The following is a 12,894-nucleotide window of genomic DNA, read 5'->3' as shown; positions in this document are numbered from 1 at the left end:
ATCGGACCGGCCTTCTTGGGCCGGTCCGATTCTGTGTGTCAGGGCCTATTTGGGGGGCCATCGGCATGATCCGCTTCAGGGGTCGGGTGCGCAGCCTCGGTCTTCCCGGTGCAGTTCTCTTCGCGGTCGGTACCGGAGTGATCCTTCATGTGCGGCGGACGCTGATGCGTGAGCTGCGGCAGTTGCGCCGGGTCGCGGCCGCCGCGCAGAACGCGGTGCTGCGGCCGCTGCCCCCGCGTATCGGCGGGCTGGACGTCGCCGCCGTTCAGATGTCGGCGGAGCCGGGGGCCGCGATCGGCGGTGACCTGTACGAGGTCGTCGCCACCGAGCACGGCGTACGGGCCGTGATGGGCGATGTGCGCGGGCACGGGATCGGCGCGTTCGGGACCGTCGCCGCCGTGCTCGGCTGTTTCCGCGAGGCCGCGTACGACGAGGCCGACCTCGGCGGGGTGCTGCGCCGGCTGGAGCGCGCCCTGGACCGGCATCTGCGCCAGGAGCATCCGGCGAGCGTCGCCGAGGAGTTCGTGACCCTGCTGCTGGTGGAGATCCGTGCCGACGGCGAGATGGCGGCCCTGAACTGCGGGCACCCGTGGCCGTACCGGCTGAGCGGCACACGGGTCGAACAGCTCGCCCCCGCCGACCCGTACCCGCCCCTCGGCGTCTTTCCCCTGCCGGCCGTTCTGACGACCGTCGGTCTGGGTCAGCTCCCGCCCGGCGACGCTCTGTTCCTCTGCACGGACGGTGCTCAGGACGCGAGGGATGCCCGTGGCCGGTTCTTCCCCCTGCCGTTCGTGCTGGCGAGCGTCGTGCGGGAGGGGCCGCTCGCACCGCAGGCGGTACTTCGCGGTGTCCAGAGCGCGCTGGTCGATCACTCCGACGGCACCCCGGCCGACGACATCGCCCTGTTGATCCTGAGAAACGATGAGCGCATGCCCCCAGGGGCGCGGGGAACCGCGCGACCGGCCACCGCCCATCCGCAGCCGACAACCCCCCTCTGACGCAACCGCGATGGGACACCTGGCCGGCGATGCCGTCCGCCCCGCCACGGAGTGTCGGGCAGGCGGCTGGGCGGACGGCGGAAGCGGGCCGCCGCACTGTACGAGGGGGAGCCGGCGGCCCGGCCGGCCTCTTTCGAGGCATTTCAGTCAACCGGCCGGCGACTCTGCGCGACAGCGCGCACACAGCGCGGATTCGAGCACTCCGTTCACACCCCGTGTGAAGGCGGAACCACTAATCTGGCCGCACCGAGCCACACGGGGGGCCCAGATGCAGCCCAACACTCTGCTCGACGCGATCCTGGACGAAGCCGGGATCTCGCACGCGGGGCTGGCCGCACACGTCAACCAGGCGGGACGGGCACGGGGTCTGTCCCTGAGATACGAACACACCGCCGTCGCCCGCTGGTTGAAGGGGCAGCGCCCCAGGGGCCAGGTGCCCGACCTGATCTGCGAGGTGCTCGCCGCCCGGCTCCAACGGCACGTCACCCTCGACGACATCGGCCTCGGCATGCCCGGCGAGCCGGCCGCCCCGCACACCGGCTCCCTGTCCGGGTTCGTCGAGCGGGCCACCGCCCTGTGGCGCTCCGACCAGCAGCAGCGCCCGCACATCCTGGGCGCGCCCGCGCTCACCGGTACGCCCGCCGTCATGCCGGTGTGGGAGTGGGAGAACCCGCCCGAGGACGTGGACGTCTCCCGTGGCGGCAGACACCGGGTCACCGCGGGCGATCTGGAGATGCTGCGGTCGGCCCGGGCCCACTACGAGCAGATGTACCGCAAGGCCGGGGGCATCGCGACGCGGGCCCGCATCGTCGGCTTCCTCAACGCCGAGGCCGCTCCGCTGCTGCGCGGCAGCTACACCGACGAGACCGGCCGGCAACTCCACCGGGCGACGGGCGGGTTGGTGGCGGTCGCCGGGATCTGTGCCTACGACTCCGACGCCCACGGCCTCGCGCAGCGCTACTTCCACCAGGCGCTGCGGCTCGCGAAGGCCAGCGGTGACCGGGGGCTCGGGGCGTATGTGATCGCCCTGCTGGTCAACCAGTCGCTGTTCATGCGGGAGTACCGGCAGTCCGTCGCCTTCGCGGAGGCCGCGCTGCGGGCCGCCGGCAAGCAGATCACCCCGGCGCTCGCCTCCGATCTGTACGCGATGCAGGCCAAGGCGTACGCGCATCTCGGCGACGGCACCAGTGCCCTGTCCTGCATCCGGCGGGCCGAGCAGTCCGCCGAGCGCATCCGGCCTGGTCACGAGCCCGACGAGACCGGTTATGTCCAGCCGGGGCTCGTCAACGTCCAGGTGGCGGAGGCGCTGCTCAGTCTCGGGGAGATCGCGGCCGCCGGGGAGCATGCCGCCGCCGCCGTCGACAACCCGGCGCACGACCGCGGCCGGGTGCACCGGCTGGCCATGCTGAGCACCATCGAACTGCGGCAGGGCAATGCCGACAAGGCGGTGGCCATCGCCGTGCAGATGGCCGAGCAGGCCCGCGGCATGGAGTCCCAGCGGCTGCGGGACCGGCTGCGCGCGGTGCGCGAGCATCTGGTGCGCAGCGGTGGCGCGGGCACGGCCGAGGCCGCCGAACTCATCGACGGGGCGCTGCGCGTACCGTTGTAGATCCGGGGCAGCGGCGTCCGCGTCATCCCGAGCGACTTCCTGTGCGCCTGCTGTCAGTACGTCCCTGCTGCGATATTGCCACTTACTCGACGGAAGGTGGCAGAACCGTGCAGTGGACGAAACACAACGAACAAACTGTGTACTCAAACCGCTGGTTCAGCGTCAATCTCGCGGATGTCGCACTACCGGACGGCCGGCACCTCGACCACTTCCTCATACGGATGCGGCCTGTCGCGGTGGCCACGGTGGTGAACGAGGCCAACGAGGTGCTGTTGCTCTGGCGGCACCGCTTCATCACGGACAGCTGGGGGTGGGAACTCGCGGCGGGCGTCGTCGAGGACGGCGAGGACATCGCCCGCGCGGCCGCCAGGGAACTGGAGGAGGAGACCGGCTGGCGGCCGGGGCCCTTGCACCACCTCATGAGCGTGGAGCCGTCCAACGGGCTCACCGACGCCCGGCACCATGTGTACTGGGCCGACGAGGGCGAGTACGTCGGGCACCCCGTGGACGACTTCGAGTCGGACCGCCGGGAATGGGTCCCCCTCAAGCTCGTCCCCGACATGGTCGCCCGCGGCGAGGTCCCGGCCGCCAACATGGCGGCCGCGTTACTTCTGCTGCACCATCTCAGGCTCGGACAGGACGCGTTGCCCTAGGTCGGACGAGGGCTAGCGTCCCAGCGCCTGCCAGATCGCCAGGACGAGGGCACCCACGGCGGTGAGGGCGGCGACCGCGGGCAGCGGCCAGCGCGTGTGCTCGAGCGTGTGGATCCGGGTGTTGAGCTCGTCGATTTCCTTGGCGGTCTCCTCGGTGCGGTGGCTGAGCAGAGCCAAGCCGCCCTCGACGCGGGCGTAGGCCACGTCGAGGCGGCGTCGTAACTCTGCGAGTTCTCCGGATACGACGGGATGCTCGGGATCGGCGGCCACGAGTCCGCTCCTTTCCGTAGTCGTTTCACATCCCTGGTATGCGCATGTGGAGTCAACTCGCCTGGTGGGCGCCTGGGGAGAGTGTGCGAGGGGCATATGCGAGCCCGGCGCGCACACGGTGTGTGAATGCCGCGGGCCCGGCACCAATTCCGGTGCCGGGCCTGCGGTTTGGCCGAAATCTGACCGTCCGTAATCGGTCTCGAGGGGTATGTGTGCACACAGGACGAAGTGAGGTCGGCTGTGCCCGGACCGTCAGTCGTACGTGTAGAAGCCCGAGCCCGTCTTGCGGCCCAGGCGGCCCGCGTCGACCATGCGCTGGAGCAGCGGGGGAGCGGCGTACAGGGGCTCCTTGTACTCCTCGTACATCGACTGGGCCACCGAGGCGACCGTGTCCAGGCCGATGAGGTCGGAGAGCTTCAGCGGGCCCATCGGGTGGGCGCAGCCCATTTCCATGCCGTTGTCGATGTCCTCGCGGCTCGCGATGCCCGTCTCGAACATACGGATCGCGGAGAGCAGATACGGGATCAGCAGCGCGTTGACCACGAAGCCGGAGCGGTCCTGGGCGCGGATCGCGTGCTTGCCCAGGAGCTTCTCGGTGAACTGCTCGGCCCGGCCGATGGTGTCCTCGGACGTGGTGAGCGCCGGGATCAGCTCGACGAGCTTCTGCACCGGGGCCGGGTTGAAGAAGTGGATGCCGATGACCCGGTCGGGCCGCGAGGTCGCCACCGCCAGCTTCACCAGCGGGATGGAGGAGGTGTTGGAGGCCAGAATGGCGTCGGGCCGGGTCACGACCTGGTCGAGCACCTGGAAGATCTCGGTCTTGACGTGCTCGTTCTCGACGACGGCCTCGATCACCAGGTCACGGTCGGCGAACTCGCCGAGGTCCGTGGTGAAGCTCAGGCGGGCCTGCGCCGCCTCGTGCTCCTCCTCGGTGATCTTGCCGCGCTCCGCTGCCTTGGCCAGGGAGTTGAACAGCCGGGTCCGGCCGATCTCCAGGGCCTCGCCGGTGGTCTCGGCGACCATGACGTCCAGACCGACCCGGGCGCACACCTCGGCGATCCCCGCGCCCATCTGACCGCAGCCCACGACTCCGACGCGTGCAATGTCTCCCGCTGGGATGTCCGTCACATCGTCCCTTTCGCTGCTGATCCACGTCCGGGCAGGTGCTCCGTGGTCCGGTGCCTGCTCCGTTCGAGCACGTTACTCCCAAGTATCGATGATCGATCGCGGGGGTCGGCCCAGAGTCGGGCATTCTGGGCCCGGAGCGATCCGCGACCGGGCGGATCCGCGGCATTTTGGGGCATGCGGATGGGACGAGTGTCACGCAGGGCGTTCGCGGTGGCGGCGCTGTCGGCTTTCACGATGGTGCCTCCGGCGTCGGCCGCGCCCAAGGGGGACGTCGACAGGGACGGCAAGGGAGGTGACCGGGCGGCCTCCGCGATGCGGGGCGTATGGCTGGCGACCGTGGCCAACCGAGACTGGCCGTCCAAGACCGGGCTGAGCGCGTCGCAGCAGCGCGCCGAGCTGCGCAAGCACCTCGACACGGCGGTCCGCAGGCGGCTCAACACGGTGTTCTTCCAGGTACGGCCCACGGCGGACGCCCTGTGGCCGTCGCCGTACGAGCCGTGGTCGCAGTACCTCACCGGCACCCAGGGCAAGGACCCGGGCTGGGACCCGCTGGGCACGGCCGTCGAGGAGGCCCACGCCCGCGGTCTGCAGCTGCACGCCTGGTTCAACCCGTACCGGGTCGCGACACACGCCGACCCGTCCCGGCTCGCCGCCTCCCACCCGGCGCGCCGCAACCCGGACTGGGTGGTGACGTACGGCGGGAAGCTCTACTACAACCCAGGGTTGCCCGAGGTCCGTGCCTTCGTGCAGGACGCGATGCTCGACGCGGTGCGGAAGTACCCCGTGGACGGCGTCCACTTCGACGACTACTTCTACCCGTACCCGGTGGCGGGCCAGCGCTTCGACGACGACGCGGCCTACGAGGAGCACGGCGGCGGCTTCCCGAGCCGGGCCGCGTGGCGGCGGGACAACATCAACAAGCTGGTGAAGGAGACGGCGGCCCGCATCAAGAAGGTCAGGCCGAGCGCCGGCTTCGGCATCAGCCCCTTCGGCGTGTGGCGCAACGCCGCCACGGACAAGCGCGGCTCGGACACCCGGGCCGGCGTGCAGACCTACGACGACCTGCACGCGGACACCCGCAAGTGGGTGCGCGAGAGCTGGATCGACTACATCGTCCCGCAGCTGTACTGGAACATCGGCTTCGCCGCCGCCGACTACGCGAAGCTGGTGCCCTGGTGGGCGGAGGTCGCGCGCGGCACCTCGACGAAGCTGTACGTCGGGGAGGCGCTGTACAAGGCCGGTGACCCGGCGCAGCCCGCGGCCTGGCAGAACCCGGCCGAGCTGTCCCGGCACCTGGCGCTGGCCGAGGACTACGCGCAGGTGCGCGGGCACGTCTTCTTCGCCGCCAAGGACGTGGCGACCGATCGGATCGGGGCGATGGCGAAGGTCGTCGCCGACCACTACGAGTAGACGTCGCCCCCGGGCCGCATCACGGCCCGGTGGTGGTCTCCCGGTGCCGGATCTCGGTGTCGGGTCCCGGCGAGCACACTCCCTCGTGCCCGTCCTCGAACCGGACGCGGTACGGGGGGTTGCCCTCCTGGCCGAGCACTTCGACGATCTCGCCGACCTTGTCGTGCTGACCGACCACCCTGCCGTGCTGGACAAGCTGGTCGCCCACGGTTGCGCGCATCTGGGGCCTCCTCACGAGGTGCGGAGAGCGGTCCGTCGCCTCGAGTCTACGTGGGGGAACGCTACTTGGCAGGGCCCGTGCCCGCCCCGCTCAGCCGCGCGCCCGCTGTGTGACGGCGATGCAGACCAGCACCGCCGCTGCCGTCAGCGGGGCGGCCACCGGCAGGTGCTCACCCAGCAGCAGCACCGACCACACCAGTGTGAGCAGGGGCTGGGCGAGCTGCAACTGGCTGGCCTTCGGGATGCCGATGGCCGCCATGCCCCGGTACCAGACGACCAGGCCGACGAACTGCGAGCCCGCCGCGACCCACAGCAGCCCCGTGACGCTGTGCGCGGTCAGGTGCACGGGCTCCTGCGCCAGCGCGAACACGGCGACGGGCACGGTCAGCGGCAGGCACAGCACCAGCGCCCAGCCGATGACCTGCCAGCCCGGCATCACCCGGGCCAGCCGGCCGCCCTCGGTGTACCCGGCCGCGCACACCAACAGCGCCGCGAAGAGGTACAGGTCGGCCGTGCTCAGGGCGCCGCCGCTCTGCTGCACGGTGAAGGCCAGCACCGCCGCCGCGCCCACGAGAGCAGCCGTCCAGAAGGTGCGCGAGGGCCGGGTGCCGACACGCAGGGCGGAGCAGAGGGCGGTGGTGAGGGGGAGCAGGCCGACCACGACGGCGGCGTGCGCGGTGGTCGAGGTCTGCAGCGCCAGCGTGGTCAGCAGCGGGAAACCGAGCACCACGCCGCCCCCGACGACCGCGAGGCCCGGCCAGTGCCGCCGCTCGGGCAGCGGCACCCGCAGGGCGAGGAGACACCCGCCCGCGATCACCGCGGCCAGGACACTCCGGACGGCGACCAGCGACCAGGGTCCGAAGCCCTCCAGTCCCCAGGCGGTGGCGGGGAACGTGAGGGAGAAGGCGATGACGCCGAGGGCGGCCTGGAGGGTGCCGAGGCCGGGGCGGTCCGAATCCGTGGCGACTGCTATCCGGGGTGCGGCAGTAGCGCTACTCTGTGCTCTCATGCAAGAGCGTAGCAGTGTCGCTGAACTGGCGGAACAGCTTCGAAGGGAGCTCGACCGCTACTCGCCTGGTGGAAAGCTGCCATCGAGTCGTGCCCTAGTCGAGCGGTTCCGGGTGAGCCCCGTGACGGTCTCCCGGGCTCTGGCGCAGCTCGCCGCCGAGGGCCTGGTCATCACCCGGCCCGGCGCGGGCGCGTTCCGCGCACGGACCAGGACGGCACCGGCACCCGCCGGGGACACCTCCTGGCAGGAGGTCGCCCTCAGCGCGGACGGCGCCGCCGACCTCGTACCGCGCTCGGTGGACGCCTCCGGGGTGCTGGTGTCGCTGGCCGCCCCGCCGCCCGGCGTGATCGAGTTCAACGGCGGCTATCTGCACCCGTCGCTGCAGCCGGAGCGGGCGATGGCCGCCGCCCTGTCGCGCGCCGGACGCCGTCCCGGTGCCTGGGGGCGTCCGCCCATGGAGGGGCTGCCGGAGCTGCGCGAATGGTTCGCGCGTGGCATCTGCGAGTCCTTCACCGCCGCCGAGGTGCTGGTCACCGCGGGCGGACAGTCCGCGCTCACCACCTCCCTGCGCGCCCTCGCCCCGCCCGGCGCCCCCGTCCTGGTCGAGTCGCCGACCTACCCCGGCATGCTCGCCATCGCCCGTGCCGCGGGCCTGCGCCCGGTGCCCGTCCCGGTGGACGCCGACGGAGTGAAACCGGCGCTGCTCGCCGACGCCTTCCGGGCCACCGGCGCCCCGGCCTTCGTCTGCCAGCCGCTCTTCCAGAACCCCACCGGTGCGGTGCTCGCGCCCGAGCGCCGCGCCGAGGTGCTGCGCATCGCGCGCGAGGCCGGCGCGTTCGTCGTCGAGGACGACTTCGTACGGCGGCTGGTGCACGAGGACGCCGGGCCGCTGCCGCGCCCGCTGGCCGCCGACGACCCCGACGGCGTCGTCGTCCATGTCTGCTCGCTGACCAAGGCGACCTCGCCGAGCTTCCGGGTGAGCGCCCTGGCCGCGCGCGGGCCGGTCCTGGAGCGGCTGCGCGCCATCCAGGTCGTCGACACCTTCTTCGTGCCCCGGCCCCTTCAGGAGGCGGCGCTGGAACTCGTCGGCTCGCCCGCCTGGCCGCGTCATCTGCGTTCCGTCTCCGCCGAGTTGAAGGCGCGCCGGGACGCGATGACCACCGCGCTCGGGCTGCACCTGCCGGGCTTCGCGCTGCCGCACATCCCGTCGGGCGGCTACCACCTGTGGCCGCGGCTGCCCGAGGGCGTGGAGGAGTCCGCCCTGACCGGTGCCGCCCTGCGCGCGGGTGTCGCGATCACTCCCGGGCGCCCCTACTTCAGCGCCGAGCCGCCGGCCGCGCACATCCGGCTGAGCTTCGCGGCGGTCGCGGGGACCGGGGAGATCGCGGAGGGCGTACGGCGGCTGCGTGCGGCCTGCGACGAGGTGCTGGGATAAGCGTTCGACGCGTGGGCGGGTGCCTGCGAGCATCCCGTCATGACCGAGACGCCGCCCCTGCCCGAGGGCTACGAGATTTCCGCCGACCCCGCTCGTATCGACCCCGAGCGTGTCCACCGCTGGCTGTCCACCGACGCGTACTGGGCGCTGGGACGCTCCCGCGAGAAGCAGGACCGGGCGATCGAGGGTTCGCTCAACTTCGGCGTGTTCGAGACGGTTTCGGGGGAGCAGGTGGCGTATGCCCGGGTCATCACGGACCGGGCCACCTTCGCATGGTTGTGCGATGTGTACGTGGACCCGTCGGTGCGCGGCAAGGGCGTCGGCACCGCGTTCCTGACGGCCGTACGGGAAGAGCTGCGGCAGTACGGGGTCCGCCGCGTCCTGCTCGCCACGCACGACGCGCACGGTGTCTACGAGCGGCTGGGCTTCGCGGAGTTGGAGCACCCCGAGCACTGGATGGCGCTCATCTTCGGCCGGTGAGGGCCGGCGCACCCTGGGTAACTCCCAGGTAACACCTCTTGACCTGCGCACTTGCGGGAACCACGATCGCCGCATGCCACTTCGGGTCACATTCGTCGCCGCAGCGCGCAGCTCTCCGCTGCTCGCCGAGAGATTCGAGGACGACCGGCCGCTGGACCAGGCCGGCTGGGGTGAGGTGGAGCTCGCCGCCCGGGAACTGCTGCCGCTCGCCGCGGCCGAGCTGCGCTACTGCTCGCCGACCCCGCGCAGCCGTGCGACGGGGGAGGGGCTCGGGTACGCGCCGCTCGTGCAACTCGCCCTGCGGGACTGCGACATGGGCCGCTGGCGCGGGCTGACCCTGGGCGAGGCGATGGCCCGGGAGCCGGAGGCCGTGGACGCCTGGCTCGCCGACCCGCGTGCCACCCCGCACGGCGGTGAGTCGCTGATGGACTTCATCACCCGGGTCGGCGGCTGGCTCGACACCCGGCCCGTCGACGACGGCTGCCGTGTCGTGGCGGTGGCCGAGCCGTCCGTGATCCGCGCCGCCGTGGTCTACGCACTGAAGGCGCCGCCCTCGACGTACTGGAACATCGACGTCCGCCCGCTGTCGACGACCTCGGTGACAGGCCGTGGCGGGCGCTGGAACCTGCGCTTCGACGGGGCGTCCGCTCAGCCCTCGCGCGCGTAGTCGGTGCGCAGCACCAGGTCCTTGGCCGGACCGCGCACCCGCCACACCGTCCGCCAGTGGTCCGCGTCCAGGACCGTGAACTCGCCGCGGTAGAGGTCCGCCGAGCAGGGGTGGTCGGCGACATGCCGCCCGGACGTCAGATCCAGGTCGTGGAACGGCCGGCCGTCCGCGAACCGCACGTCGGCGGTACCGTCCGGGCCGCGCAGGAACCGCAGTGTCCGCTCGGCGGGCCGGGCGACTCCCTGCCAGACGAAGGTGCCCGACTCGTGGTGCAGCAGGCCGCCGCCTGACTCCGTCCGGAAATCGGTGGTTCCGGAGAACTCCCCCTGCTCGCCGCCGGCGAGATCCCGCACCGACCGCGTCACGCCCCAGCGTCCGGCCAGATACGCCAGTGCGTCCGGCACTGGCCAGAACTCGCCCATTCCGTCCCGCTCTCCGTCCCACCCGTTGCTGCGCGACCCATTGACGCGCATCGGCCCCCTCCCTATCTTGCCGTTCGAAGTCCTGATCAATGTCTGATATTTCGAACACTCCTCTACAAGAGAGCCGCGGAGTATCCATGCCACGCACCGCCCGAACCCGATGGAGACTCGGTCTCACGACCACCGCCCTCCTGACGGCAGCAGCCCTCGTACCGGCCCCCGCGCACGCCGAGGACGTCACCGACTACGCGATCACCGTCGACCCGTCCGCCAAGGGCGCGGCGATCGACGACACGATGTACGGCGTCTTCTTCGAGGACATCAACCGGGCCGCCGACGGCGGTCTGTACGCCGAGCTCGTGCAGAACCGATCCTTCGAGTACTCCACCGCCGACAACGGCTCCTACACGCCCCTGACCTCCTGGGCGGTCGGCGGCACGGCCGAGGTCGTGAACGACGCGGGCCGCCTCAACGCGCGCAACCGCAACTACCTCTCCCTGGGCGCCGGCGCGTCCGTCACGAACGCCGGCTACAACACGGGCATCCGGGTCGACCAGGGCAAGCGGTACGACTTCTCCGTGTGGGCCCGCGCCGAGAGCGGCAGCACGCTCACCGTCTCGCTGAAGGACACCGCGGGCACGCTGGCCACCGCACGCCAGGTCGCCGTGAAGGGCGGCTGGGCCAAGTACAAGGCCACCTTCACCGCGACCCGGACCAGCAACCGCGGCCGCCTAGCCGTGGCCTCGGCGAACGCCGCCGCGGTCGACGAGGTGTCGCTGTTCCCGCGCGAGACGTACAAGAACCAGCCGAACGGCCTGCGCAAGGACCTCGCCGAGAAGATCGCCGCCCTCAAGCCGGGCTTCGTGCGCTTCCCCGGCGGCTGCCTGGTCAACACCGGCTCCATGGAGGACTACAGCGAGGCCTCGAACTGGCAGCGCAAGCGCAGCTACCAGTGGAAGGACACCATCGGCCCGGTCGAGGAGCGCGCCACCAATGCCAACTTCTGGGGCTACAACCAGAGCTACGGCCTCGGCTACTACGAGTACTTCCGCCTCTCCGAGGACATCGGCGCCATGCCGCTGCCCGTCGTCCCGGCGCTGGTGACCGGCTGCGGCCAGAACAAGGCCACGGACGACGACGCCCTGCTCAAGCGGCACATCCAGGACACCCTCGACCTCATCGAGTTCGCCAACGGACCGGCGACCTCCAAGTGGGGCAAGGTGCGCGCGAAGATGGGCCACCCCAAGCCGTTCCACCTCACCCACATCGGGGTCGGCAACGAGGAGAACCTCCCCAGGGAGTTCTTCGCCCGCTTCCAGCAGTTCCGGGCCGCCATCGCGGCGAAGTACCCGGACATCACCGTCATCTCCAACTCGGGCCCGGACGACGCCGGCACGACCTTCGACACCGCCTGGCAGCTCAACCGCGAGGGCAAGGTCGACATGGTCGACGAGCACTACTACAACAGCCCGAACTGGTTCCTGCAGAACAACGACCGCTACGACTCCTACGACCGCAAGGGCCCCAAGGTCTTCCTCGGTGAGTACGCCTCCCAGGGCAACGCCTGGAAGAACGGTCTCTCCGAAGCCGCGTACATGACCGGCCTGGAGCGCAACGCGGACATCGTCAAGCTCGCTTCGTACGCCCCCCTGCTCGCCAACGAGGACTACGTCCAGTGGCGGCCCGACATGATCTGGTTCAACAACCGGGCCTCCTGGAACTCGGCCAACTACGAGGTCCAGAAGCTGTTCATGACCAACGTCGGTGACCGGGTCGTCCCGTCGAAGGCCACCACCACGCCGGACGTCAGCGGCCCGATCACGGGTGCCGTCGGCTTGTCCACCTGGGCGACCAGCGCCGCGTACGACGACGTGAAGGTCACCTCGGCGGACGGCTCGACCCTGCTGAGCGACGACTTCTCCGGTGACGCCTCGAAGTGGACGGGCAGCGGCCGCGGCAGCTGGAGCATCCAGGACGGGCAGTACGTCCAGACCGACGCCGCGACCGAGAACACCATGGTCACGGCTGGCGACCCGGCCTGGAAGGACTACGACCTGCATGTGAAGGCCACCAAGAAGTCCGGCAAGGAGGGCTTCCTGGTCGCCTTCGGCGTCAAGGACACCGGCAACTACTACTGGTGGAACCTGGGCGGCTGGAACAACACCCAGTCCGCGATCGAGCAGGCCGTGGACGGTGGCAAGGGCACACTGATGACGAAGGCGGGCTCGATCGAGACCGGCCGCGCCTACGACATCGACATCAAGGTCCGAGGCCGTCAGGTCACCCTCTTCCTCGACGGCAAGGAGTGGGGCAGCTTCAAGGACGACAAGCCGGCCGAGCCGTTCCGCCAGGTCGTCACCAAGGACGCCAAGACCGGTGACCTGATCGTCAAGGTCGTCAACGCCCAGTCCGCCGAGGCCCGTACGGCCATCGACCTGGGCGGCGCCGAGGTCGCCTCCACCGCCCGTGTGACCACGCTGGCCGCCGAACCGGACGCGGTCACCGTCGCGAGCACGATGCCGAGTAGCAGCGGAATCCCGTTCTGCCACAACAAGGAACGGGCGATCACCCGCACCGGCACGCCGGTGGCGGAC

Annotated in this window: 13 protein-coding genes; 8 read left to right on the top strand and 5 right to left on the bottom strand. The window is 71.0% G+C overall.

Annotation, left to right across the window (positions count from 1 at the left end; all coding sequences use genetic code 11):
- The first annotated feature begins 65 nt into the window (after positions 1–65).
- The 3 genes from ACWIF2_RS37755 (at position 66) to ACWIF2_RS37745 (ending at position 3,260) form a co-directional block, all read left to right on the top strand.
- On the top strand, positions 66–998 hold the full coding sequence (locus ACWIF2_RS37755; RefSeq protein ID WP_454365817.1) for a PP2C family protein-serine/threonine phosphatase: 933 nt from the start codon (positions 66–68) through the stop codon (positions 996–998).
- A gap of 268 nt (positions 999–1,266) precedes the next feature.
- Positions 1,267–2,607 carry a transcriptional regulator gene (locus ACWIF2_RS37750; protein WP_454365815.1) on the top strand — a complete coding sequence of 447 codons (1,341 nt, stop codon included), beginning with the start codon at positions 1,267–1,269 and terminating at the stop codon, positions 2,605–2,607.
- Between the two features lie 107 nt (positions 2,608–2,714).
- Entirely contained in the window at positions 2,715–3,260 is a 546-nt protein-coding gene (locus ACWIF2_RS37745) for an NUDIX hydrolase (protein WP_454365813.1), read from the top strand.
- 12 nt (positions 3,261–3,272) lie between these two features.
- Here the strand turns inward: ACWIF2_RS37745 and ACWIF2_RS37740 are convergent, their stop codons facing one another.
- A complete protein-coding gene (locus ACWIF2_RS37740) occupies positions 3,273–3,530 on the bottom strand; it encodes a hypothetical protein (protein ID WP_215122537.1) in 258 nt (85 codons plus the stop codon).
- A gap of 252 nt (positions 3,531–3,782) precedes the next feature.
- On the bottom strand, positions 3,783–4,658 hold the full coding sequence (locus ACWIF2_RS37735; RefSeq protein WP_184597343.1) for a 3-hydroxybutyryl-CoA dehydrogenase: 876 nt from the start codon (positions 4,656–4,658) through the stop codon (positions 3,783–3,785).
- 180 nt (positions 4,659–4,838) lie between these two features.
- Between ACWIF2_RS37735 and ACWIF2_RS37730 the strand changes: the two genes are divergently transcribed.
- A complete protein-coding gene (locus ACWIF2_RS37730; RefSeq protein ID WP_454365811.1) occupies positions 4,839–6,068 on the top strand; it encodes a glycoside hydrolase family 10 protein in 1,230 nt (409 codons plus the stop codon).
- A gap of 19 nt (positions 6,069–6,087) precedes the next feature.
- Here ACWIF2_RS37730 and ACWIF2_RS37725 read toward each other — a convergent pair whose 3' ends face one another.
- Both ACWIF2_RS37725 and ACWIF2_RS37720 read right to left on the bottom strand, forming a co-directional pair.
- Positions 6,088–6,288: a DUF1918 domain-containing protein gene (locus tag ACWIF2_RS37725; RefSeq protein ID WP_010045242.1), complete on the bottom strand. Its 201-nt coding sequence runs from the start codon at positions 6,286–6,288 to the stop codon at positions 6,088–6,090.
- A gap of 90 nt (positions 6,289–6,378) precedes the next feature.
- Positions 6,379–7,296, bottom strand: a complete 918-nt coding sequence (locus tag ACWIF2_RS37720; protein ID WP_454365809.1) for a DMT family transporter — start codon at positions 7,294–7,296, stop codon at positions 6,379–6,381.
- Between ACWIF2_RS37720 and ACWIF2_RS37715 the strand changes: the two genes are divergently transcribed.
- From ACWIF2_RS37715 to ACWIF2_RS37705, 3 genes are all read left to right on the top strand, one after another.
- A complete protein-coding gene (locus tag ACWIF2_RS37715; RefSeq protein WP_454365807.1) occupies positions 7,295–8,731 on the top strand; it encodes an aminotransferase-like domain-containing protein in 1,437 nt (478 codons plus the stop codon). The genes ACWIF2_RS37720 and ACWIF2_RS37715 overlap by 2 nt on opposite strands.
- Positions 8,732–8,770: 39 nt before the next feature.
- Complete coding sequence (locus ACWIF2_RS37710) at positions 8,771–9,211, top strand: GNAT family N-acetyltransferase (protein WP_454365805.1); 441 nt, start codon at positions 8,771–8,773, stop codon at positions 9,209–9,211.
- Between the two features lie 73 nt (positions 9,212–9,284).
- Entirely contained in the window at positions 9,285–9,878 is a 594-nt protein-coding gene (locus ACWIF2_RS37705) for a histidine phosphatase family protein (RefSeq protein ID WP_454365804.1), read from the top strand.
- Here the strand turns inward: ACWIF2_RS37705 and ACWIF2_RS37700 are convergent.
- The gene (locus ACWIF2_RS37700) at positions 9,860–10,300 is read right to left on the bottom strand and encodes a DUF6314 family protein (RefSeq protein WP_454365819.1); all 441 of its coding nucleotides are present in this window, start codon (positions 10,298–10,300) and stop codon (positions 9,860–9,862) included. The two genes, ACWIF2_RS37705 and ACWIF2_RS37700, sit on opposite strands and share 19 nt — an antisense overlap.
- Before the next feature lie 137 nt (positions 10,301–10,437).
- Between ACWIF2_RS37700 and ACWIF2_RS37695 the strand changes: the two genes are divergently transcribed.
- The coding region (locus ACWIF2_RS37695) for an alpha-L-arabinofuranosidase C-terminal domain-containing protein (RefSeq protein ID WP_454365802.1) at positions 10,438–12,894 on the top strand (2,457 nt) is incomplete at its 3' end.

This window comes from Streptomyces sp. NPDC055506 (assembly GCF_053643595.1).
This window is presented reverse-complemented; position numbering and strand designations above follow the sequence as displayed.